This is a genomic window from Streptomyces sp. VNUA24 (assembly GCF_029167005.1).
Lineage (GTDB): Bacteria > Actinomycetota > Actinomycetes > Streptomycetales > Streptomycetaceae > Streptomyces > Streptomyces scabiei.
In genome coordinates, this window is record NZ_CP119143.1 from 3,724,537 (window position 1) to 3,748,069 (window position 23,533).

Annotated in this window: 19 protein-coding genes; 6 read left to right on the forward strand and 13 right to left on the reverse strand. The window is 72.1% G+C overall.

Annotated elements, in window-relative coordinates; genetic code table 11:
* Positions 1-47: 47 nt before the first annotated feature.
* Entirely contained in the window at positions 48-1,247 is a 1,200-nt protein-coding gene (gene ftsY / locus PYR72_RS15480) for a signal recognition particle-docking protein FtsY (RefSeq protein WP_037724707.1), read from the reverse strand.
* Between the two features lie 136 nt (positions 1,248-1,383).
* On the opposite strand from ftsY, the gene PYR72_RS15485 reads away from it, so the two are divergent.
* Complete coding sequence (locus PYR72_RS15485; protein WP_275455900.1) at positions 1,384-2,355, forward strand: LLM class flavin-dependent oxidoreductase; 972 nt, start codon at positions 1,384-1,386, stop codon at positions 2,353-2,355.
* A gap of 52 nt (positions 2,356-2,407) precedes the next feature.
* A complete protein-coding gene (locus tag PYR72_RS15490) occupies positions 2,408-2,650 on the forward strand; it encodes a hypothetical protein (RefSeq protein WP_275455901.1) in 243 nt (80 codons plus the stop codon).
* 49 nt (positions 2,651-2,699) lie between these two features.
* Here PYR72_RS15490 and PYR72_RS15495 read toward each other — a convergent pair whose 3' ends face one another.
* The 4 genes from PYR72_RS15495 to PYR72_RS15510 all read right to left on the reverse strand — a co-directional run bounded on the left by PYR72_RS15495 (position 2,700) and on the right by PYR72_RS15510 (position 9,116).
* A complete protein-coding gene (locus tag PYR72_RS15495) occupies positions 2,700-4,118 on the reverse strand; it encodes a sugar porter family MFS transporter (RefSeq protein ID WP_275455902.1) in 1,419 nt (472 codons plus the stop codon).
* A gap of 213 nt (positions 4,119-4,331) precedes the next feature.
* Positions 4,332-7,955 (reverse strand): chromosome segregation protein SMC, encoded by a 3,624-nt coding sequence (smc, locus tag PYR72_RS15500; RefSeq protein ID WP_275455903.1) that lies wholly within the window; start codon positions 7,953-7,955, stop codon positions 4,332-4,334.
* A 277-nt stretch (positions 7,956-8,232) separates the two neighbouring features.
* Positions 8,233-8,433 (reverse strand): hypothetical protein, encoded by a 201-nt coding sequence (locus tag PYR72_RS15505; protein WP_005479841.1) that lies wholly within the window; start codon positions 8,431-8,433, stop codon positions 8,233-8,235.
* 401 nt (positions 8,434-8,834) lie between these two features.
* Entirely contained in the window at positions 8,835-9,116 is a 282-nt protein-coding gene (locus tag PYR72_RS15510; protein ID WP_275455904.1) for an acylphosphatase, read from the reverse strand.
* Between the two features lie 189 nt (positions 9,117-9,305).
* Between PYR72_RS15510 and PYR72_RS15515 the strand changes: the two genes are divergently transcribed.
* Entirely contained in the window at positions 9,306-10,313 is a 1,008-nt protein-coding gene (locus PYR72_RS15515) for a CAP domain-containing protein (RefSeq protein WP_275455905.1), read from the forward strand.
* A 177-nt stretch (positions 10,314-10,490) separates the two neighbouring features.
* Positions 10,491-10,931, forward strand: a complete 441-nt coding sequence (locus tag PYR72_RS15520) for a helix-turn-helix domain-containing protein (RefSeq protein ID WP_275455906.1) — start codon at positions 10,491-10,493, stop codon at positions 10,929-10,931.
* Here the strand turns inward: PYR72_RS15520 and mutM are convergent.
* From mutM to recG, 8 genes are all read right to left on the reverse strand, one after another.
* Complete coding sequence (gene mutM / locus PYR72_RS15525; protein ID WP_275455907.1) at positions 10,904-11,764, reverse strand: bifunctional DNA-formamidopyrimidine glycosylase/DNA-(apurinic or apyrimidinic site) lyase; 861 nt, start codon at positions 11,762-11,764, stop codon at positions 10,904-10,906. The genes PYR72_RS15520 and mutM overlap by 28 nt on opposite strands.
* 241 nt (positions 11,765-12,005) lie before the next feature.
* Positions 12,006-12,833, reverse strand: a complete 828-nt coding sequence (gene rnc, locus PYR72_RS15530; RefSeq protein WP_275455908.1) for a ribonuclease III — start codon at positions 12,831-12,833, stop codon at positions 12,006-12,008.
* Positions 12,834-12,852: 19 nt separating this feature from the next.
* Entirely contained in the window at positions 12,853-13,026 is a 174-nt protein-coding gene (gene rpmF, locus PYR72_RS15535; RefSeq protein WP_007493396.1) for a 50S ribosomal protein L32, read from the reverse strand.
* A gap of 2 nt (positions 13,027-13,028) precedes the next feature.
* Positions 13,029-13,673: a DUF177 domain-containing protein gene (locus tag PYR72_RS15540; protein WP_275455909.1), complete on the reverse strand. Its 645-nt coding sequence runs from the start codon at positions 13,671-13,673 to the stop codon at positions 13,029-13,031.
* A 154-nt stretch (positions 13,674-13,827) separates the two neighbouring features.
* On the reverse strand, positions 13,828-14,889 hold the full coding sequence (locus PYR72_RS15545) for a cell division initiation protein (protein ID WP_275460419.1): 1,062 nt from the start codon (positions 14,887-14,889) through the stop codon (positions 13,828-13,830).
* Positions 14,890-14,978: 89 nt separating this feature from the next.
* The gene (gene coaD, locus PYR72_RS15550; protein WP_275460420.1) at positions 14,979-15,458 is read right to left on the reverse strand and encodes a pantetheine-phosphate adenylyltransferase; all 480 of its coding nucleotides are present in this window, start codon (positions 15,456-15,458) and stop codon (positions 14,979-14,981) included.
* Positions 15,459-15,484: 26 nt separating this feature from the next.
* A complete protein-coding gene (rsmD, locus tag PYR72_RS15555; RefSeq protein WP_275455910.1) occupies positions 15,485-16,072 on the reverse strand; it encodes a 16S rRNA (guanine(966)-N(2))-methyltransferase RsmD in 588 nt (195 codons plus the stop codon).
* A 194-nt stretch (positions 16,073-16,266) separates the two neighbouring features.
* Positions 16,267-18,507, reverse strand: coding sequence for an ATP-dependent DNA helicase RecG (recG, locus tag PYR72_RS15560; protein ID WP_275455911.1), 2,241 nt, complete (start codon positions 18,505-18,507; stop codon positions 16,267-16,269).
* Between the two features lie 194 nt (positions 18,508-18,701).
* Between recG and PYR72_RS15565 the strand changes: the two genes are divergently transcribed.
* Both PYR72_RS15565 and PYR72_RS15570 read left to right on the forward strand, forming a co-directional pair.
* Positions 18,702-20,555 (forward strand): HSP90 family protein, encoded by a 1,854-nt coding sequence (locus PYR72_RS15565; protein WP_275455912.1) that lies wholly within the window; start codon positions 18,702-18,704, stop codon positions 20,553-20,555.
* Between the two features lie 8 nt (positions 20,556-20,563).
* Entirely contained in the window at positions 20,564-23,491 is a 2,928-nt protein-coding gene (locus tag PYR72_RS15570) for a tetratricopeptide repeat protein (RefSeq protein WP_275460421.1), read from the forward strand.
* Positions 23,492-23,533: the final 42 nt, after the last annotated feature.

Here is a 23,533-nt window from a genome sequence, read left to right on the forward strand (position 1 = left end):
GGGCGCTTCTTCGCGCACCTACGCGATGCCGTAAGTGGTCCACGGGCTCATTCGCCGATGAGCGCGTCCACGAACGCCTCCGGCTCGAACGGCGCCAGGTCGTCCGCGCCCTCTCCCAGACCGATGAGCTTGACGGGCACGCCCAGCTCGCGCTGGACCGCGATCACGATGCCGCCCTTGGCGGTGCCGTCGAGCTTGGTGAGGACGATGCCGGTGATGTCGACGACCTCGGCGAAGACGCGGGCCTGGACGAGACCGTTCTGACCGGTGGTGGCGTCGAGGACGAGCAGGATCTCGTCCAGCGGCGCGTGCTTCTCGACGACGCGCTTGACCTTGCCCAGCTCGTCCATGAGCCCGGTCTTGGTGTGCAGCCGACCGGCGGTGTCGATGAGGACGACGTCGGCGCCCTCCTCGATGCCCTCCTTGACGGCGTCGAAGGCGATGGACGCCGGGTCGCCGCCCTCGGGGCCGCGCACGGTACGGGCGCCGACGCGCTCGCCCCAGGTCTGGAGCTGGTCGGCGGCGGCGGCACGGAAGGTGTCGGCGGCACCGAGGACGACGTTCTTGCCGTCGGCGACGAGGACGCGCGCGAGCTTGCCGGTGGTGGTGGTCTTGCCGGTGCCGTTGACGCCGACGACCATCACGATGCCCGGCGTGTCGAGGGGCGAGTCGGTGTTGACCGCGCGGTCGAACTCGGGGACGAGGATCGTCAGCAGTTCCTCGCGCAGCAGGGAGCGCAGCTCGGCCGGGGTGCGGGTACCGAGCACCTTGACCCGCTCGCGCAGCCGTTCGACCAGTTCCTGGGTGGGCTGGACGCCGACGTCGGCCGTGAGGAGGGTGTCCTCGATCTCCTCCCAGGTGTCGTCGTCGAGGTGCTCGCGCGAGAGCAGCGTGAGCAGCCCCTTGCCGAGCGCGTTCTGCGAGCGGGAGAGCCGGGCGCGCAGCCGTACCAGCCGGCCCGCGGTCGGTGCGGGGATCTCGATCTCGGGGGCGGCGGGCGGTTCCTCGACGGCCACGGGCGCCGACGCCGAGCCGTCCGGGAGGTCCACCTCCTCGATCGTCCGGCGCGGTTCGTCGCGCGGTGTCTCGGCCTCGTCGCCGACGTGCGGCTCGGCCGGAGGGGCGGTGATGTCGGGTGTCGTGGGGGGTGCCGGGGGCAGCGATTTCCTCTTGCGGCCGCCTACGACGAGCCCGCCCAGCACGCCGAGCACGACCACGGCGATGACTACAGCAAGGATGAGTTCCATAACGGGACCAGTATGCGGGACCACCCCGCGCGGCGTTCGATCGCCGTACGGGGGCATGCGGCCCTTCCCCACCTCTGGATACCTGACGAACCGTCAGCTAACGTCCCCCTCCACAGCCGCCCGAAGGGGGTCTCCCATGCCCGTCACGGTCGTCCGTTTCAATCTGGTCGAGCCCGGCGCCACGCCCGCCTCGCTGCGGGCCCGCTACCGGGCGGCCGTGGAGATGGCCGCGTACGCCGATGAGCAGGGCGTCTCCACCGTGCAGACGGAGGAGCACCACGGGGTCGCGAACAACTGGCTGCCGTCACCCTTCGTCTTCGCGGGAGCCGTGTTCGGGGCCACCCGGCGGATCGCGGTCACGGTGTCGGCGATGATCGGCCCGTTGCACGACCCGCTGCGGCTGGCCGAGGACATCGCCGTACTGGATCTGGTGAGCGGCGGACGGCTGGTGACGGTCGCGGGGATCGGGTACCGGCCGGAGGAGTACGCGCAGTTCGACGTCGACTGGAAGAACCGGGGGAAGCTCCAGGACGAGGTGCTGGAGACGCTGCTCCGGGCGTGGACCGGTGAGCCGTTCGCGTACCGGGGGCGCACGGTCCGGGTCACCCCGCGTCCGGGGACCGAGCCGCACCCCCTGCTGCTGGTGGGCGGCTCGTCGCAGGCGGCGGCCCGCAGGGCGGCCCGGCTCGGGCTCCCCTTCTTCCCGAGCGCGCACCTGCCGGAGCTGGAGGCGTACTACAAGGAGCGGCTCGTGGAGTACGGCACCGAGGGGTGGACGATGATGCCCGCGGCCGAGACCCCGTTGCTGCACGTGGCGGAGGATCCGGACCGGGCGTGGGCCGAGTACGGCACGCACTTCCTGCACGAGGCGCGCACCTACGCCTCCTGGCAGTCGGCCGGCATCCGGTCGGCGGTGCGGTCGGGGGCCACGACGGTGGCGGAACTGCGGGCGGAGGGCGTGTACCGGATCGTCACGCCGGACGAGTGCGTGGACCTGGGGCTCGACAACCTCGTCCTGCATCCCCTGGCGGGCGGGATGCCGGTGGCGGAGGGCTGGCGGAGTCTTCGGCTGTTCGCGGAACGGGTTCTTCCGGCACTGGGCGGCTGAGCCGGGCGGAATCCGCTCGCCGGGGCCGCCCGGGCGGTGATCCACTGAGCCCATGAGTTCGCTGGTGGAGGTGTTCGTCCGGGAGCCGGACGGCAGGCGGCGGATCCTCGACGTGCCCGACGACGTCCACCGCTCCGGCGGCTTCGAGTCGTGGCGTACGACGGTGTGGGGATCGGAGTTCGTGCGCTCGCTCGACGCGCGCTTCCTGCCCGTGCCGGGGACCAGATCGACTGCCGGCTGCGGATCATCGGGGAGAGCATCCACAAGGCCCTGGAGGTCGGCGGGGGTGTCCTGATCCGGTGAGCCGCACACCGTCCGCCGCCCCCGGGCTCATGGGAGGGGCGTCAGCCCATCTCCTCCAGCGACTTGCCCTTCGTCTCCTTCACGAACCTGAGGACGAAGGGGATGGAGAGCGCGGCGAAGACCGTGTAGATCACGTAGGTCACCGAGAGGTTCCAGTCGGCCAGGGACGGGAAGCTGGCGGTGATGGCCCAGTTGGCGATCCACTGCGCGGAGGCCGCCACGCCCAGGGCGGCGGCGCGGAGCCGGTTCGGGAACATCTCGCCGAGCATGACCCAGACCACGACGCCCCAGGAGAGGGCGAAGAAGAGGACGAAGACATGGGCGGCGATCAGGGCGACCCAGCCCTGGGTGGCCGGGAGCTTTCCGTCGACGAGGTCGAAGGAGAAGGCCCATGCCTCCAGCGCGAGTCCGACCACCATGCCGACGGAGCCGATGAGCGCGAGCGGCTTGCGGCCGATCCGGTCCACGAAGATCATCGCGATGACGGTGCCGACGATGTTGATGATCGAGGTCGTGAAGGAGTAGAAGAACGACTCGCTCGGGTCGACGCCGACGGACTGCCACAGGGTCGCGGAGTAGTAGAAGGCGACGTTGATGCCGACGAACTGCTGGAAGACCGACAGTCCGATGCCGATCCAGACGATCGGCCGGAAGAGGAAGCTGCCGCCCAGCAGGTCCTTGAAGGTCGACTTGTGCTCGCGGCGCATGGCCGTCTCGATCTGGGCGACCCGGGCGTCCAGGTCGACGTCCCCGCCCTCGACCTCGGCGAGCACCTCGCGGGCGCGCTCGTCCTTGCCGACGGAGATCAGAAAGCGCGGAGACTCGGGGATCGCGAAGGAGAGCAGGCCGTACAGCACGGCCGGGACGACCATGACACCGAGCATGATCTGCCAGGCCTCCAGGCCGAGCAGCTCACCGCGCTGGTCGCCGTCGGCGGCGTTCAGGATGCCCCAGTTGACCAGCTGGGAGATGGCGATGCCGACGACGATCGCGGCCTGCTGGAACGATCCGAGGCGTCCTCGGTAGGCGGGCGGGGCGACCTCGGCGATGTAGGCGGGGCCGATGACGGACGCCATGCCGATGGCGAAGCCGCCGACGATCCGCCAGAAGGCGAGGTCGTACAGCGCGAAGGGGAGCGCCGAGCCGACGGCACTGACCGTGAAGAGGGCGGCCGCTATCTGCATGCAGCGGATGCGGCCGATGCGGTCGGCTATCCGGCCGGCCGTGGCCGCGCCGACGGCGCAGCCGATGAGCGCGACGGCGATGACCTGGGCCAGGGCCGTGGAGCCGATGTCGTAGCGGTGCCGGATGGCTTCGACGGCGCCGTTGATCACGGCACTGTCGTAGCCGAAGAGGAAACCGCCCATCGCGGCCGCCGCCGCGATGAAGATCACGTGGGAGAGATGGTCGGGCTGGCCTTCGCGCGCTCCTGACGGGGACGCCTGCGCTGTACTGGTCACGTGGGGGGGACCTTCCACTTTGAAGGTAAAGGCAACGTTCCAGAGACTATGCCTTCAAGTTTCTAAGTCAAAAGAGAGGTCGGGTGAGCGTTTGCTGGACTCCTGGGCGAAGGGTGGGCAGATTGAGTTCAAGTATTGAAGGTGATGGAGCCGATGTCACCGCAGGCGTGGGGAACCTCGCGACCGCCCTCGTCTACCCTCCGACCGGAGCGGCTAACGCAGCCGCTGGCTGATCACCTTCGAGACGCCGTCGCCCTGCATCGACACGCCGTAGAGCGCGTCGGCGACCTCCATCGTCCGCTTCTGGTGGGTGATCACGATCAGCTGCGACGCCTCCTGCAGCTCCTGCATGATCCGGATCAGCCGCTGCAGATTGGTGTCGTCGAGTGCCGCCTCGACCTCGTCCATCACGTAGAACGGGCTGGGGCGGGCCTTGAAGATCGACACGAGCATCGCGACGGCGGTCAGCGACCGCTCCCCGCCGGAGAGCAGCGACAGCCGCTTGACCTTCTTGCCGGGCGGCCTGGCCTCGACGTCCACCCCGGTGGTGAGCATGTTGTCCGGGTCGGTGAGGATCAGCCGCCCCTCCCCGCCGGGGAAGAGCCGGGAGAACACGCCCTCGAACTCCCTTGCGGTGTCCCAGAACGCTTCGGTGAAGACCTGCTCGACCCGTTCGTCGACGTCCTTCACCACCTGGAGCAGATCGGCCCGGGTCTTCTTGAGGTCCTCCAGCTGCTCGCTGAGGAACTTGTGCCGCTCCTCCAGCGCCGCGAACTCCTCCAGCGCCAGCGGATTGACCTTGCCCAGCTGCTGGTACGCGCGCTCGGCCGCCCTGAGCCGCTTCTCCTGCTCGGCGCGGTGGAACGTCTTCGGCTGGTTGCGGGGGTGCTCCGGGTCCTCCGGCAGCTCCTCCCCCTCGGCGGGTGGCGACGGCGGTACGAGCTGGTCGGGCCCGTACTCCGCGATCAGCCCCTCCGGTTCGACGCCCAGCTCCTCCAGCGCCTTGGTCTCCAGCTGCTCGATCCGCATCCGCTTCTCGGCGCCGAGCACCTCGCCCCGGTGGACGGAGTCGGTCAGCTTGTCCATCTCGGCCTTGAGGTCGCGCCCCTCGGCACGGGCCTGCGCGAGCTCCTGCTCCCGGCGTGCCTTGGCGGCGTCGGCGGCGGTGCGTTCCTCCTCCGCCCGGGCCTGGGAGACCTCGACATGGCCCAGCAGTTGGCGGGCACCGGACGCGACGGCCTCGGCGACGGCCGCCTCGTGCCGCAGCCGCGCCCTGCGCTGTTCGGCGCGCGCCCGTGCCTCGCGCTCGGCGCGCGCGGCCCGGTCCAGCGAGTCCGCGCGCCCCGCGAGTCCCTTGACCCGCTCCTCGTGCGTACGCACCTGGAGCCGGGCCTCCATCTCCGTCTGCCGGGCGTTGGCCCCGTCCGCCGCGAGCCGGTCCCGTACGGAGGTGTCCGGCTCCTCCTCGACGGGCATCTCCTCGGCCACCGCGAGCCGTTCGGCCAGCTCCTCCGCGTCCTCCACGGCCCGGTCGAGCGCGTCCTGGGCGCGTGCGGCGGCGGCCGCCGACCGCTCGGCCTCCCCGGCGGCGCCCCTCGCCTGCCCGGCCAGCCGTCCGAGCTGCTGGGCGACCGCGGACTTCTCCCGCTCGGCGGCCCGGCGGCGCTCGCCCAACTCCTCCACGAGCGCGGCCCGGTCCCGCCGCGCCTCGACCGCGCCGCGCTGGACCTCGGCCAGTTCCTCGCACCGCACGGCCAGTTCCTCCAGCTCGGCCGCCGCCTCGTCGACGGCGGCCTGCACCTCCAGCAGGCTCGGCGCCCCGGCCGAGCCGCCGTGGGCGAGGTGGGCCCCGAGCAGGTCGCCTTCGGCGGTGACCGCGGTGAGGTCCGGGCGCGCGTAGACGAGGGTCTCGGCGTCGTCGAGGGTGTCCACGACGACGATGCGGTGGAGGAGCCGGCGGACGGCGGGGGTGAGGTCGGAGGGGGTGCGGACCAGGTCGGCGGCGAAGCGCGCGGGAGGGGACACCGGCAGGGGCCGTCGTTCGTCCGCGGATCCGTCGTGGCCGGTCGCGTCGTCCCCCGCGTCCTGGCTTCGGGGCGTCGCGGCCGGGTCGTCGGGCGCTCCCGCCAGCAGCAGGGCCGCGCGGCCCGCGTCCTGTTTGCGCAGCAGGCGGATCGCCTCGGCGGCCGAGGCCGGACTGGTCACGGCGATCGCGTCGGCCGCCGCGCCGAAGGCCGCCGCCAGGGCGACCTCGTGGCCGGTGGCGACCGTCAGCAGTTCGGCCGCCGGACCCAGCACCCCTGTCAACCGGTCCTTCGCGGCGAGCAGCGCGCCCGTGCCGTCCTTGCGGCGCAGGCCGAGCGCGAGGGCCTCGTGACGGGCCTGGGTGGCGGCGCGGCGTCGTTCGGCGGCGGTGGCGGCCTCCCGGGCGGCGGTGAGGGCGGACTCGGACTCGGCCAGGGCGCGCTTCGCGGCCTCGTGCCGCCCGGCCAGTTCGGAGTCGTCGGCGTCGAGGCCGTCGACCTCGGCCTTCAACGCCTCGTACTCCTCCTGGGCGGTGACGGCCCGCTCCTGTGCCTCGTCACGGGCCGCGGCGAGCCGGTCGATCTCGGCCTGGGCGGAGGCCGCGCGGGAACGGGCCGCGTTGACCTGGCCGTTGAGCCGGGCGAGGCTCTCGCGGCGGTCGGCGATGGACCGGGCGACGTCCTTCAGCCGGCGTTCCTCGACCGTCAGTTCACGCTCCAGCTCTGCGCGGTGCTCGACCGTGTCCTCCAGGGCGCGTTCGGCGGCCTCCAGGGCCGCCTCGAGTTCGGCCTCCTGTTCACGGACGCGGGCGGCCTCGCGTTCCATGTCCTCGGGGTCGCGGCCGCGCCGCTCCTCGACGGGCACGGAGGTGGCGCTCTTGACCCGGGCGTCGGCCAGGGAGACCGTGCCGCGCACCCGTTCGGCGAGCTGCGACAGCTCGTACCAGGTCTCCTGGGCCCGTTGGAGGCGCGGGGCCAGCCGGCGCACCTCGCCCTCCAGGTGCGCCTCCCGCTGGAGCGCCTTCTTCAGCTCGGTCTCGGCGGCCTCCTTGCGCTGCTTGAGCGCGGCCTCGTCGGCGACCTCGGTGCGCAGCGCCGCCCGGAGCCGTACGAGGTCGTCGGCCAGCAGCCGCAGCCGTGCGTCGCGCAGGTCCGCCTGGATGACGGCGGCCCGGCGGGCGACGGCGGCCTGGCGGCCGAGGGGCTTGAGCTGGCGGCGGAGTTCGTCGGTGAGGTCCTGGACGCGGGCCAGGTTGGCCTGCATGGCGTCCAGTTTCCGCAGCGCCTTCTCCTTGCGCTTGCGGTGCTTGAGGACACCGGCGGCCTCCTCGATGAAGGCCCGGCGGCCCATGGGGTCGGCATGCAGGACACCGTCCAGCCGGCCCTGGCCGACGATGACGTGCATCTCCCGGCCGATGCCGGAGTCGGAGAGCAGGTCCTGGATGTCGAGGAGGCGACAGGTGTCACCGTTGATCTGGTACTCGCTGCCGCCGTTGCGGAACATGATCCGCGTGATCGTGACCTCGGAGTACTCGATGGGGAGGGCCCCGTCGGAGTTGTCGATGGTCAGCGAGACCTCGGCGCGGCCGAGCGGAGGGCGCCCGGTGGTGCCGGCGAAGATGACGTCCTCCATCTTGCCGCCGCGCAGGGACTTGGCGCCCTGTTCGCCCATGACCCAGCTGAGCGCGTCGACGACGTTGGACTTGCCCGAGCCGTTCGGTCCGACGACGCACGTGATGCCCGGCTCGAACCGGAGCGTGGTCGCCGAGGCGAACGACTTGAACCCGCGGAGGGTCAGGGCCTTGAGGTGCACGCCGCCGGACTCTACCTTCCGCCCTTGTCCCACTCCATGAACGCGCGGTTTCACACATGAACGTGCAGGGCACATCAGACGTTAAGGAGTATGAGGAAGTACGGGGGTTCTCGGGGGTTCGGGGAGACGTCGAGAGGACTTCGGAGAGACGTCGTCGGGGAGACGGGGGACAGAAAGAAGGGACGCCTCGAAAGAAGGCGTCCCTTGCAGATCTGACAACTTAGCGGTTGATACGGGCAGCCCAACCACTGCTGTCTGTCGTGGTGCGATGCAGTGATCAGGTGAGCGCAGGCTCCGCCTGGCGTGCGTCGAGCTCCATGAGCGAATCGTGAGAAGCGGCAGCCGTCAGCGCGTCGTTCTCCGCCTGGATGCGTCCGAGCTCGGATTCCAGGTCCTGGACACGCTGCTGGAGCCGTCGCATCTCGGCGAGGAGTCGCGGGTCGGAGCCGCCGACGTAACCGAGAAGCGCCTTTGCCATGATGGATGGTCCTCCACACTGAGTGACCGACCGAAGCGGTGTGGGTCGTGAGGGAATCGCACCCGCGATGCTTGGCACTGTTGAGTTTTTGCTGCCGTCTTCATGCCAAACAGCTAAGGTGCGCGGGGTTGCTTTTAGCGTCTCACCAAAAAGTTTGACGGTCAACACGATCACGCCCCGCATTGGCGGGCATCCCTGCGCCGCGCGGCCCTGACCGGGCGACGCTGCGGCGGTTCGGGGACCTCTCCTGGCCGGCGGAGCGAGGGGATCATCGTCTCTTCGGAGACTGCCATGACAATGTCGCCTTGGCAATCACCTGCACATTTCTGTTTTGTGCATGCTCCTGGCATATGCCGTTGGCGCGCATCCCACCCGCGCCCCACCGGCCGCACGCGAGAGGGTCAGCGGATGGCGAAGCCGTCGTAGCCCCCGCGCGGTGTGTCCCAGATCTCGGTGACGCCGTCCACGCGCCCGGGCGTGTCGTCACCCGTAAGCCATCCCAGAAGCCCCTCGCACGCCTCGCGGGGCCCCTCCGCGACCACCTGGACCCGCCCGTCGGCCAAATTGAGAGCAAAACCACTCAGGCCGCCGATCTCCAGCGCCCGAGCCCGCGTGAACCAGCGGAAACCCACCCCTTGCACCCGTCCACGCACCCAGGCGACCAGCCGTACATCCTCGCTCATGCCTGCACGCTAACGGGCCAATGTCCCACGGGTCTCTCCCTCCCCCGGCGCCATGCTGTACCGTCCCCACCCAATGAATCTCATATGAAACTCACTCCTTCGTGTGAGATTCGTGAAGGCGACGAACACAACGTTGACAACACCCCCAACGTTGACGCAGGACACAGCAAGGACGAGGAAGGCCAAGACATGGGACGCCACCGACGCTCCGCCGCCGGCCGCGCCGCCACGGGGGGCCGCGCCGCCGGGGTCACCGACATGGGCTTCGCTTCCGAAGAGCCCCACTACGGTCCGGAGAACCTGTACGGGTTCGCCGCGGTCCTGGAGGCCGACGCCCAGGCCGCCTCGCGCTCCGGTGGCTCGCGCCGCCGCAAGAAGCGGACCGTGACCCCCGTGAAGTCCAGCCTGCTCGGTGTGTCCGCCGCCGTGGCCATCGGTACCGTCGCGGTCGCCACCGGCGTGCTCCCGGGTGGCGACAAGTACGCGGTCAGCGAGGGCGCCGGCAACGCGACCGTGGTGCCCGCCGGTTCGCCGACGGGCGCGGCGACCCAGCAGGGCGGCCTGGACGGCGCCGCGTCGGGACAGCGCGAGGACGAGTCCACCAGCCGCGACGCCGAGCGTGATGCCTCCCCCTCCGACGCCCCGGCGCCCTCGACGACCCCCTCCGAGGAGAAGCCGTCCGACGAGGCGGACAAGGGCTCGGGTTCCCAGAAGACCGAGAAGCCGTCCGGCAAGCCCACCAAGGAGCAGGGCAAGGAGAAGGACAAGGACAAGGGCGACAACGGCAAGGACAAGACCTCGCCCGGGGAGATCTCCACCGAGACCCAGGCCGAGGCGGCGGTCCTCCTGCTCGTCAACGAGGAGCGGGCCAAGGCCGGCTGCAGCCCGGTCGCGGCCGACAGCGACCTGTCCCGACTGGCCGAGGCGTTCAGCGAGGACATGGCGCTGCGCAGCTTCTTCGACCACACGGACCCCGACGGCGCCGACCCCTGGGACCGTGCGGCCTCCCTCGGGATCACCGGACTGGGGGGCGAGAACATCGCCCGCGGCCAGGCCACCGCCGAGGCGGTCATGGAGGCATGGATGAACAGCCCCGGTCACCGGGCGAACATCCTGAACTGCGACTTCAAGACCCTCGGCGTCGGCGTCCACCTGGGCGACGGCGGACCGTGGTGGACCCAGGACTTCGGCTACTGAGCCGTCCGGGACGCCCGAGACGTCCGGGGTGTGCGGGACGCCTGAGACGTCCGGATGTGTGGGACGTCCGAGACGTGTGGGATGTGCGGGACGCCTGAAGCGCCATCCGGACAGCATCCGCTAACCGCGAGTTAGTGCATTCTTCTGGTGAGCGCTGCGCCGGAGTATGCTCGGTGTATGGAATCAGCCGCGCAGAGCGCCGCCACGCCCGCGCAGGCCGCCGCGGGCCCGGACGCCTGGAACCTCGACGAGCTGGCCTTCGACGTGTTCGCCAGGAACTGCCCCTCGCGGGGCACCCTGGAGCACGTCACGGGCCGCTGGGGCGGGCTCACGCTGGGCGCCCTGCACGACAGCTCGCTCCGCTTCAACGAGCTGCGGCGCCGGGTCGACGGCGTCAGCGAGAAGATGCTCTCCCAGACCCTGCACGCCCTGGAGCGCGACGGTCTGGTGCACCGCGAGGCCCAGCCCACCAACCCACCGCGCGTCGACTACACCCTCACCCCGCTCGGCCGTGAGGTCTCCGAGCGGCTGCTGGCCCTCATCACGTTCGTGGAGGGCCGTATGGAGGACGTGCTCAGGGCCAGGGCGCGTTACGACGAGACGCGCGGGGCCCGCTGACACGTCGGGCAGAAGTAGCTGGACCGGTTCATCCACGGCCGTCGCCGCATCGGCGTGGCACAGCGCCGGCAGGGCAGTCCCTCGCGGCCGTACGCGTCCAGGGACCGGTCGAAGTACCCGGACTGACCGTTCACGTTGACGTAGAGGCTGTCGAAGCTGGTGCCGCCCACCGCCAGCGCCGCGTTCATGACGTCCCGTACGTGGCCCAGGAGTTCGGTGGTGCGGGGGCGGGTGAAGCCCGCGGTGGGGCGTTCGTAGTGCAGCCTGGACCGCCACAGCGCCTCGTCGGCGTAGATGTTGCCGACCCCGCTGATCAACGACTGGTCCAGCAGGGCCCGTTTGATGGTCGTCCGCTTCCTGCGCAGCGCCTGGTGGAACGCCTCCGCGTCGAACAGCGGGTCGAGCGGGTCGCGGGCGATGTGCGCGATGACGTCCGGCAGGCCGTCGGGGGTGGTGTCGTGCAACGACAGCCCGCCGAAGGTGCGTTGGTCGACGAAGCGGAGTTCGGTGAGCAGGTCGTCCGCGAAGCGGACGCGGATCCTGAGGTGCTTCTCGTCGGCCGCCTCGTGGGGCTGCACGAGCAGTTGGCCGCTCATGCCGAGGTGCGCGAGGACGGCGGTGCCGGTGTCCTCGACGGGCAGCCACAGGTACTTGCCGCGTCGGCTGGGCTCACCGATGCGGTGGCCCTTCAGCCGGTGCGCGAAGTCCTCCGGACCGGCCAGGTGCCGACGGATCGCCCGGGGGTGGAGGACCTCGACGTCGGCGACGGTCCGATGGGCCACCCATCGCTCCAGACCGCGCCGGACGACCTCGACCTCGGGGAGTTCTGGCACGGGGTCCTCCGGAGGTTGGGCGGGGGGGTGGGGGTGGGTGAGGTCGGGGATCGGGTGCGGGTGCGTGGGGGCTGGTCGCGCAGTTCCCCGCGCCCCTGAAAAGCAGGGGCTGCGCCCCGTGCTTTTCAGGCCCGACACCGGCCGCCTTCAGGCCCGCGGGGCCCCACTCACCCGCACCCGACAGCGCACCGAAACCGCCCCCGCACCCCCTCGCGGGGGCACAGGGGCGGTAACCCTGGCTCTACGCCGGGGCGGCGTCCGAAGGAGTCTCGGCGGAGTCGTCGGGGACGAGCGCCGCGGCCTCGGCCGCCGCCTTCGCCCGCTCGTCCGCCGCGGAGCGGATCGCACGCCAGGCGGACTCGGCCGCCTGCTGCTCCGCTTCCTTCTTGCTGCGGCCGGTGCCGGTGCCGTACGAGACGCCTCCGACGCGGGCGGCAGCTGTGAAGGTCTTCTCGTGGTCGGGGCCGGTCTCCGTGACCAGGTACTCGGGCACACCGAGCCCTTCGGTCGCGGTGAGCTCCTGGAGACTGGTCTTCCAGTCCAGGCCGGCTCCGAGGTTCGAAGACTTCTCGATCAGCGGGTCGAACAGGCGATGCACCAGCTCCGCCGCCGAGTCGAGCCCCTGGTCGAGATAGACCGCGCCGATCACCGCTTCGAGGGTGTCGGCGAGGATGGATGCCTTGTCCCGGCCGCCCGTGCCCTCTTCACCGCGGCCGAGCCGGATGAAGGAGCCGAGATCGAGCCCGCGGCCCACCTCCGCCAGCGCACGAGAGTTGACCACCGCGGCCCGCAGCTTGGCCAGTTGGCCTTCGGGCAGGTCGGGGTGGGTGCGGTACAGCGTGTCCGTGACCACCAGGCCGAGCACGGAGTCCCCGAGGAACTCCAGGCGCTCGTTGGTGGGCAGACCGCCGTTCTCGTACGCGTACGAACGGTGGGTCAGCGCACGCACCAGAAGGGCGGACTCGAGCTTGTAGCCGAGCCGCCCTTCCAGAAGCGTGTGGGACGAGGCTGTGTTCTCCGCCGGGCCACCTCCGCTTGCGCGGAGAGCATGCTTCTTGGCGTCAGACATGGAGCCTCTCACCAGCCGCTCAGACCTCGAGGACCTGGCGCTTGTTGTAGGTGCCGCAAGACGGGCACGCGATGTGCTGCAGCTTGGGCTCGTGGCAGCGCTCGCACGCAACCAGGGTGGGGACCGCAGCCTTCCACTGCGACCGGCGGTGGCGCGTGTTGCTGCGCGACATCTTCCGCTTCGGAACAGCCACGGCTACTTCTCCTGCTTCTCGTCGACACCGGGTTCGGCGCCGCTCATCTCGTCCTTCTCGCCGTCTTCGAGTGAACCGGCGAGTCCCTGCAGTGCCGCCCAACGGATGTCGACGGCGTCATGGTGGTGGTCCGGGTCGTCCGCCAGCCGGGCTCCGCACTCGGAGCACAGGCCGGGGCAGCCGTCCTGGCACACCGGCTGCATCGGCAGTGCGAGCACCACCGCGTCGCGCAGCACGGGTTCGAGGTCGAACAGGCCGTCCTCGAGGAAGAGCCTGTCCTCGTCGTCCTCGGCGTCGCTGTCGGGTTCCGCGATCACGCGGCCCCGCTCATCGGCGTCGGGGTACGAGAACATCTCCTGGAAGTCCGCTTCGAGCTCCAGCTCGACCGGCTCCAGACACCTTACGCACTCCCCCTTGGCGTCGGCACGGGCGGTGCCTGTGACGAGCACCCCTTCCATGACCGACTCCAGACGGAGTCCGAGCTCCACCGGGGCGCCTTCCGGCACTCCGACGACCCCCTTGATCCCGAGGTCCCTGGGAGCGTCGACCGAGCGCGTCAGACGCTGTTGCGCACCGGGCCGCCGGCCCAGCTCGTGTGTGTCGAACACGAGGGGGTTGCGGTGGTCGAGGCGGGCGTTCAGAGCCATTTCTGCTTTCGGTCTTCGGGGAACTTCGGAGGAGGGCGCCGCCCCTGGTGTTCCGGGCAGCGCTCGATCGCGGGCGTCAGTTGCGGACAGCATGAACGCACGCGCGACCGAAGAGACAGGATACTGGACCTTTCGCTCTCGGCCCAATCCGCGGTCAGCGGCCCTGCTCGTACCGGCGCAACTGCTCCGCCGTGATCATGGTCGTGTCGAAGAGGCTGGTCTCGTCGAGCACGTTCGCCTGCTGCGGCGCGTACCCCTGCTGGTCCTGCGGCAGCGGCTCCTGGTGCCCCTGGTGCGGGTCGTACGCGGGCTGCTGCGCGTAACCGGCCGCGTACGGGTCGGCCTGCTGGTAGCCGTAGGGGTCCGCGGCCTGCTGGGGCTCGGCGTACTGCTGCTGGTAACCGCCGTACGGATCCTGCTGGTACGCCGTCGCCTGGTACGCGTCCTGCGGGCTGCCGTACGGCAGCTGCGCGGACTGCTGGGCGGGGGTGTCGGAGAGGGCGGCGAGTTCGGCCAGGTAGTCGGCGTCGCTGGTGGGGCGCGGAGAGGTGCCGTCGTCGCCCAGGGCGAGAGCCCCGAGGTCGTCGGTGGCGATCCGGCCGTGGAGTTTCTGCCGGCCCCGGCCCACGGCCTCCAGGGTCTTGGCGAGCACCGCCTCGAAGGCGCCGAGCTTGGCGTCCACGTAGGCGTCGGCGTCCTTGCGCAGGGTCTCGGGGTCCTGGCTGCGCTCGGGGGCGTCCTCGTCCGCGTAGCCCTGCTCGTCGAGGCCGGGGCCCGTGCCGAGCAGCTTCTCGCGGCCGCGGCCGACGGAGCCGAGGGTCTTGGTGAGGACGACCTCGAAGTTGGCGAGCTTGGAGTCGACGTAGTCGTCGGCCTCGGCGCGGACGTCCTCGGCCTCCTGGCGGGCCTCGCCCAGGATGCGGTCGGCCTCGTTCTGGGAGCGGCGGGCGACCTCGGTGTCGGAGATCAGGGAGCCGCGCTCGGCGTGCGCGTTCGCCACGATCCGCTCGGCCTCCTGGCGGGCCCGCTCGACCATGTGGTCACGGTCGCCGATCAGCTCGCGCGCCTGGGCGAGGGAGTCGGGCAGGGCCGCGCGCAGGTCGTCGAGCAGGGCGAGCAGTTCGGCGCGGTTGACCACGCACGAGGCCGACATGGGCATGGATCGGGCGCCGGAGACCACCGAGACGATCTCGTCGAGCTTCTTCTGCACGTCCACCGTGTGGTCCACCGTGTGCTCGCCACTCTCTACGACTGTGTTGGAGACGGTCGGGTCGACTGTACGGCCAGCGGGGGAGGTGCGTCCGCTCAGTCCCGCTTCAGGCGTTCGGCGAGCGCTTCGAGGACGAGCGGGGGGACCAGGTGGGAGACGTCGCCGCCCCAGGTCGCGACCTCCTTGACCAGGGAGGACGACAGGAAGCTGTAGGTGGGGTTGGTGGGGACGAAGAGGGTCTCCACGCCCGACAGGCCGATGTTCATCTGGGCCATCTGCAACTCGTAGTCGAAGTCGCTGACCGCGCGCAGGCCCTTGACGATGGCCGGGATGTCACGCTGCTTGCAGAAGTCCACGAGCAGGCCGTGGAAGGCCTCCACCCGGACGTTCGCGTACTCGGCGGTGACCTCGCGGATGAGTTCCATCCGCTCCTCGACCTCGAAGAGGCCCTTCTTGGACTTGTTGATCATCACCGCGACATAGACCTCGTCGTACAACTTGGAGGCGCGGCCAATGATGTCGAGGTGTCCGTTGGTGATGGGGTCGAACGACCCCGGACAGACGGCACGGCGCACTTGGGATTCCTCGCTCTCCGGTCCGGTCATGGTGCGTCTTCGCACGTAGCGGCGGCGCGACCGTACCAAAACGTTCCCTCGCCGTAGCGACGGGCCCTGAGGGCGTCGAAGCCGGTCGGCCAGGCGAACGCACCGCCTCTGGTGCTGCGCTCCACGGTGACGAGGGCTTCGTCGGCTAGCCAGCCCTCCGTGCGGAGTGTGAGCAGGATCTCGCGAAGATCGTCGTCCGGGACGGCGTACGGGGGGTCCAGGAAGACGAGGTCGTACGGTTCGTCCGGCGCCGGGGCCTGGATGATCTGCTCGGCTCTGCCCGGTCTCACCTCCGCGCCGGGGAGTCCGAGCGAGCGGACGTTGTCCCGGATCGTGCGGGCCGCTCGCGCGTCGGCCTCGACGAGGAGGGTGTGGCCGGCGCCCCGGGAGAGGGCCTCCAGGCCGACGGCGCCCGAGCCGGCGTACAGGTCCAGGACCCGTTCGCCGTCGAGGGGGCCGCCGAGGAGGGATTCCCAGGTGGAGAAGAGGCCCTCGCGCGCGCGGTCGGAGGTGGGGCGGGTGCCGTTGCCCGGCGGGACGGCGAGGCGGCGTCCGCCGGCCGCGCCGGCGATCACGCGGGTCATCTTGGGTCCTTGGGGAGGAGGAGGCGACTGTGGGTCCAGTCTGGCAGTCGGAGGTGCGGGGCGCGTTCTGCCGTGGGCGGCCCGGAGCGACGGCGGGATCGCGTGGTGGGGTGCCTCTCGGCCGACGTGGGCGACCGCGGGTCCATCGTGGTCGCCCACGCGGTTCCCCGCGCCCCTTCGGGGGCCGGTGGTCCTCAGCCCTTGTCCAGGTACTGCTCCCGCTCCTCGTCCAGCAGGGCGTCCAGGGCCGTCCGCAGCGCCGGGAGGTGGTCCAGGTCCGGGTCGGCCGCCACCACCGCGGCCGCCTCCTGCCTCGCCTCCGCGATGATCTCCTCGTCGTCGATGACGGTCAGCATGCGCAGGCTGGTGCGGGCGCCGGACTGGGCCTGGCCGAGGACGTCGCCCTCGCGGCGCTGTTCGAGGTCGATACGGGAGAGTTCGAAGCCGTCGAGGGTGGCGGCGACGGCGCCGAGGCGCCCGCGGGCCGGGCTCGCCTCGGGCATCTCGGTGACCAGGAGACAGAGTCCGGCGGCGGATCCGCGGCCCACCCGGCCGCGCAGCTGGTGGAGCTGGGAGACGCCGAAGCGGTCGGCGTCCATGATCACCATGGCGGTGGCGTTCGGGACGTTCACCCCGACCTCGATGACCGTGGTGGCGACCAGGACATGCGTCTCGCCGGCGGCGAAGCGGCGCATGACCGCGTCCTTGTCGTCGGGGTGCATCCTGCCGTGCAGGACCTCGACCCGCAGACCCCGGAGGGGGCCCTTGGCGAGCTGGTCCGCGACGTCGAGGACGGCGAGGGGCGGACGCTTCTCGGCCTCGTCCTCGGGGGACTTCCCACCGGTCTTCTTCGCGCCGGTCCTGCCCGGGTCGGCGGGTTCGTCGACGTCGTCCCCGATGCGGGGGCAGACGACGTACGCCTGGTGGCCGTTCTCCACCTCCTCGCGCACGCGCTCCCAGGCGCGGGCGAGGAAGTGTGGTTTGTCGGCGGCCGGGACGACATGGCTGGCGATGGGCGAGCGGCCGGCCGGGAGCTGGTCGAGGACCGAGGTGTCCAGGTCGCCGAAGACGGTCATCGCGACCGTACGCGGGATGGGGGTGGCCGTCATGACCAGCAGGTGGGGCGGCTGTTTCCCCTTGCCGCGCAGGGCGTCGCGCTGTTCGACCCCGAAGCGGTGCTGCTCGTCCACGACGACCAGGCCCAGGTCGTGGAACTGCACCTTGTCCTCGATCAGCGCGTGGGTGCCGATGACGATCCCGGCCTCGCCGGTGACCAGGTCCAGCAGGGCCTGCCGGCGGCCCGCGGCGCCCATCGAGCCGGTGAGGAGCACCACCTTGGTGGCGTGCTCCGATCCGCCGAGCATGCCGCCCTCGGCCAGCTCGCCCATCATCTCGGTCACCGACCGGTGGTGCTGCTGGGCGAGCACCTCGGTGGGCGCGAGCATGGCCGCCTGGCCGCCCGCGTCGACGACGGCGAGCATGGCGCGCAGGGCCACCAGCGTCTTGCCGGAGCCGACCTCGCCCTGGAGCAGCCGGTGCATCGGGTGCTCGGTGGCCAGGTCGTCGAAGATCTCCCGGGAGACCTTCTGCTGCCCGTCGGTGAGGGTGAAGGGGAGGCGGGCGTCGAAGGCGGTGAGGAGGCCGTCGGAGGCGGGGCGGCGGGCGACGGCGGGGAGCTGGGAGTCGGCGTGGCGGCGGCGGGCGAGGGCGACCTGGAGGACGAAGGCCTCGTCCCACTTGAGGCGGTCGCGGGCGCTGTCCCGGTCCGCCTTGGTCTGGGGGCGGTGGATCTTCAGGAGGGCCTCGGGCAGCGAGACCAGGCCCCGGCCCTCCCGCAGGGACCCGGGCAGCGGGTCCACGGCCTCCTGGGCGCTCGGCAGGACCGTCTGGACGGCCTTGGCGATCTTCCAGGACTCCAGTTTGGCGGTGGCCGGGTAGATCGGGATGAGGGAGCCGGCCCAGGTGTCGACGGTCTCGGTGTCGTCGCCGTCGCCCTCCCCGCGGAGCAGCTCGTAGGCCGGGTGGGCGAGCTGGAGGCGGCGGTTGAAGACGGAGACCTTGCCGGCGAACAGCGCGCGGGTGCCGGGGAGGAGGTCCTTGTGGGGCTTGTGGACGCCGTGACCGAAGAAGACGAGCTGGAGGCGGCCACTGCCGTCCGTGATGGTCACTTCGAGGCGCTGGCCCTTGCCCCGGGGGGCCTTGGCGGAGGCGAAGGTGTGCAAGCGGGCGTCGGCGACCTGGGCGACCACCGTGACGTGCTCGTCCATGGGCAGGTCGGCGAGACGGGTGAGCCGGCCGCGCTCCTCGTACCTGCGGGGGTAGTGGTGCAGCAGGTCCCCGACGGTGTGCAGGCCGAGGTGCTCGGCCATCACCTTGGCGGTGGCGGCGCCGAGCGAGTTCTTGAGCGGTTCTTCGAGCGCGGGCACGAGATCCATTGCACACCACGGCACTGACAATCCCGTAGACGTCCTTGAAATCCGCTGGTCAGGCGGGTCGTTCGCGCCTAGGATGGCGCTCTCTTGGACCCCGCCGTGTCAGGGCCCGTACCGCCTCCCGTCCGCGGTCACCGTCTCCGGGACCGCCCGACCCCGCCGCCGTCGCCAGAATCCCCTCCACCGGCGCTGCGACGATGGATTCAATGACCTCACCGTCATCCCAGGCACCCCAGACTCCCGAGGCGTCCCCGTCTCCTCGTACGTTCCAGGTCGATCTGCGTGGCCTGGTGGATCTGCTCTCGCACCACCTCTATTCCAGTCCCAAGGTCTACCTGCGCGAACTGCTGCAGAACGCCGTGGACGCGATCACCGCCCGCCGCGCCGAGCAGCCCGACGCGCCCGCCCGGGTGCGGCTGTTCGCCGAGGGCGGCGCGCTGCGGGTGGAGGACTCGGGCATCGGGCTCACCGAGGCCGACGTGCACGACCTGCTCGCCACGATCGGGCGCAGCTCCAAACGCGGCGACGGCGGCATCCAGGAGGTCCGCTCGGACTTCCTGGGGCAGTTCGGCATCGGGCTGCTGGCCTGTTTCGTGGTCGCCGAGCGCATCCGCGTGGTCAGCCGCAGCGCCCGGACGCCGGACGCCCCGCCGGTGGAGTGGACGGCCGCCGACGACGGCTCGTACACCGTACGGACGCTGCCCGGGGAGGCACGGCCCGAGCCGGGCACGACCGTGCACCTGGTCGCGCGGCCCGGAGCGGCCGAATGGCTCGCCCCCGCGCGCGTGCTGACCCTGGCGCGGGACTTCGGGTCGCTGCTGCCGTACGACGTCCGGGTGGGCGACGAGGCGGTCACCGACCTGCCGGCCCCCTGGGACCGCGCGTACTCCTCCCCCGCCGGCCGGCGGGTGGCCCTGGCCCGGCACTGCCACGACCTGTTCGGGTTCACCCCGCTGGACTCCGTCGAGCTGAACGTGCCGCTGGCCGGGATCCGGGGCGTGGCGTACGTGCTGCCGGCCGCCGTCAGCCCGGCCCAGCGGGCCGGTCACCGGGTGCACCTGAAGGGCATGCTGCTCACCGAGCGGGCCGAACAGCTCCTGCCCGACTGGGCGTTCTTCGTGCGGTGCGTGCTCGACACGGACAGTCTGCGGCCGACGGCGTCGCGGGAGTCGCTGTACGAGGACGAGACCCTGGCGGCCGTGCGGGAGGCGCTGGGCGAGCGGATACGCGGCTGGCTCACGGGACTCGCCGCCGGTGATCCGGAGCGGCTGGCGGCCTTCCTGTCGGTGCACCACCTGGGCGTGAAGTCGCTGGCGCGGCACGACCGGGAGATGCTGCGCACGATGCTGCCGTGGCTCCCGTTCGAGACGACCGACGGGCGGCTGTCCCTGGAGGAGTTCGCCCGGCGGCACCCGGTGGTGCACTTCACGCGGACGGTCGAGGAGTACCGCCAGGTGGCGCCGATCGCGTCCGCGCAGGGCGTCGGGGTCGTCAACGGCGGCTACACGTACGACAGCGAGCTGGTCGAGGCGCTGCCGTCGGTGCGGCCGGGGACGGTGGTCGCCGAGCTGGACGCCGAGACGGTGACGGCGCACCTGGACACGCTCGACCCGAACGAGGAACTGGCACTGGCGGACTTCCTGTCGGCGGCGCGGGCCGGGCTCGAACCCCTGGGCTGCGATGTGGTGCTGCGGGCCTTCCATCCGCTGTCGGTGCCCGCGCTGCACCTGGACGACCGCTCCGCCCGGCACGAGCAGGCGCGCGCGGAGGCGGAGGAGCGGGCGGACGACCTGTGGGCGGGCATCCTCGGCTCGCTGCGGAGCAGTGCCCCGCGCGCGAAGCTCGTGCTCAACCACCTCAACCCGCTGGTCCGGCGGATCGGTTCGCTGTCCGACCGGGAGCTGATCGGCACGGCCACGGAGGCCCTGTACGGGCAGGCCCTGCTGAGGGCGCAGCGGCCGCTCGGAGCCGCGGACTCGGCGCTGCTGAACCGCGCCTTCATCGGCCTGCTGGAGTGGGCCACGCACGCCGAGGGGGACGGCCGCCCGTGAGAGACGTCATGGACTTCGACGAGCTGCGCCGGGCGATGGCGGAGAACCACGGGCAGCCGGAGGGGCCCGCGCGCAACGCGCGCGCGGAGCTGCTGCTCGCGGAGGCGGAGCGGCTGAACGAGCCGCTCGCCGTGATCGAGGCGCTCGGGCACCAGCTGAAGGTCTACAACTACAGCTCCGAGAAGGACAAGATGTTCGTCCCCTTCGCGCGCCTGCTGCGCATGTGGGACGAGCACCCGGAGGACTTCGACGAGTACGAGATCCACTCCCTGCACTGGGTGTTCAAGTGGGTGTCGGCCGGCATGCTGAACCAGCCGCACGTCCCGCTCGCCTCCATCGAGAAGTGGCTCGCCGAGATGGAGCACCGCTACCGGCTCGCCGGGCACTCGGAACGGGCCGTGCGCGACGCCGAGTTCAGCGTGGCCGCGCACGTGGGAGACCTGGCGCGGGCGGAGCGGGCGTACGACGCGTGGCTGGCCGCGGACCGGGACGCGATGGCCGACTGCCACGCGTGCGAGCTGCACGGCCAGGGCTGGTGGCGGGCCCTGCGGCGCGAGGACGCCGAGGCGCTGGAGCTGTGGGCGCCGGTGCTGGAGGGCGCCTACACGTGCGCCCATGAGCCGCACACCGTCCTGGCGTCCTCCCTGCTGCCGCTGCTGCGGCTGGGGCGTCCCGAGGAGGCCCGGGCCCACCATCTGCGCGGTTTCCGGCTGGTGCGGGCGATGGAGAGCATGCGGGGCGCGTACGCGGACCATCTGGAGTTCTGCGCCCTGACCGGCAACGAGGCACGCGGTCTGGAGCTGCTGGCGGAGCGTCCGGCGTACTTCACGGACTCCGGCGACCCGCGCAGCAAGCTGCACTACCTGAGCGTGGTGGCGCTGCTGATGGACCGGCTCACCGCACGCGGGTTCGCCGACCGGACGGTCCCCGGCCCCGCCGGGCGCGCCTGGACCGCCCGCGAACTGGCCGCCCACGCGCGCGAGGAGGCCCTGGCGCTGGCCGCCCGCTTCGACGAGCGCAACGGCACCTCGTACGTCGGCGATCTCGTCCGGGAGCGGATGGACCGGGCGCCGCTGCTGGACCGGCTGCCGCTGGGCGTGCGCGCGGCCCGGCCCGCGGTCGCGGTGCCGGCGCCCCGGCCGCCGGCCGCCGGGGAGCGGACGGAGGACCCCGCCGAGCCGGCGGGCCTGCCCGCTCTCCTGGCGGAGGCGCGGCGGCTCTCCGCGGGCCTGCGTCCCGGTTCCGTCGCGGCCTGGGCGGCCGTGGCGCGGGCCGCCGAGGCCGAGGGCGCGGAACTGGACGCCCGGGACCGCGCGGACCTGGTCGACCACGAGGCGATCGGCCTCGGCCCGGAGGGCCGCACGCGCTTCGAGCGGGCGGCCGAGCTGTACGAGGAGGCCGGGGACCCGGGCGAGGCGCTGGCGGCACGCGCGCGAGGGGCGCACGTGCATGCCCTGGCGGGCGAGTCGGACCGGGCCCTGGACCTGGTGTCCGAGCCGTACGAGAGGATCCTCGCCCTCTGGGCGGACGGCGGGACGGGTCCGCGGCAGACGGCGTCCGTGCTGGTGGGGCGGGCCCGGATACTCGTGCAGCGGATGCAGGAGACCGAGGACGCCGACGCGGTCCTGGCCGCCGAGGCCGCCGTGCGCGAGCTGGCGGCCTTCGTCGAGCCGCGCCGCGAGGAGGACGTACGGCTGGCCTCGCGGGCCGCGGAGGCGCGGGCGATGCTCGGGGAGCTGGCCGCGCGGGGCGGGGACGCGGCGGCCGCCGCCGACCTGTTCGCGGAGGCCGCCGAGCGGTACGTGACGGCCGGGCTGCCGTGGTTCGCCGTGCAGTACGAGGCGCGGCTCGCCGGGGTCGCCCAGCACCTCGGGGACCTGGCGAGGGCCGAGCGGGCGGCGCTGGCCGCGCTGGAGCACGGCGGGCCGGAGCTGGAGCCGGTGGGCCACGCCCAGCTGCGTCTGCAGCTGGCCGAACTCCTCGGCGCCGGCGACCGGGTGGAGGCGGCCCTCGCGCACGCCCTGGAGGCGGCGCACTGGGCGGACGAGGCGGGCGAGGGGCCGACGCTCGGCGCCTGGGCCCGGCACCTGCTCGGCGGGTTCCTGCTGCGGCTGGGGCGGTGGGCGGAGGCGGCCGAGGTGCTGGAGTCCGCCCTCGCCGATCTCACCGCCGAGACGCACGGGGACGGGGCCCTCGCCCAGACCCTGTGGTGGCTGGGCGACTGCCACACCGAGCTGGGTGAGCACCGCGAGGCCGCCGAGCGGTGGCTGCGGGCCGCCGACATCGCCCGGCACTGGCCCGAGCAGCACGACCACGCCGTGCTCGCCCATCTCACCGCGGAGGCGCTCGCCCGCGCGGGGCTGTCCGCCGAGGCCGACCGGGCGTACGCCCGTGCCGTCGACCTCTGGGGCGAGCTGGGGAACGTCCACGGGTACGTGCGGGCGCTGCGCGCGCGTGCCTGGTACGCGGCACGGGAGGCCCGCGAGGGCGCCGCCGCCCCGGACGAGGCGCGGGAGCTGATGGACGACGCGGTGGCGGGCTGCGAGGCGGCTCTGTCGGACGTGAGCGGTGAGGAGAACCGGCGGCGGATCGTCGCGGAACTGGGTGAGACCTACGGGCAGTTCGGTGATCTGCTGGCCCGGTCCGTGGCCGAGGACGCCGAACCCGTCTCCCGCGGGCCGGTGTTCGAGGAGGCGCTGGGGTTCGTCGAGCGTGCGGTGGCCGTGTACGCGTCCCTGGGCGAGGAGTTCCTCGACGCGCGGACCGCGGCCGAGCTGGCCGCGGGGTGGCTGGAGGTCGACCTGCGGCGGGCGGGGGCGGCCGGGGACCGGGCGCGGAGGGTCCTGGCGGCGGTCGGTGACCGTGCGGACGAGACGGCGGCCGAACGGCGGGCGGAGGCGGAGCGGTTGGCCGCGTCGGCGCAGGCGCTGGACTGAGCGGGGCGGGCGGGGCGGGCGGGGTGCCCCGGGACTCCGGGC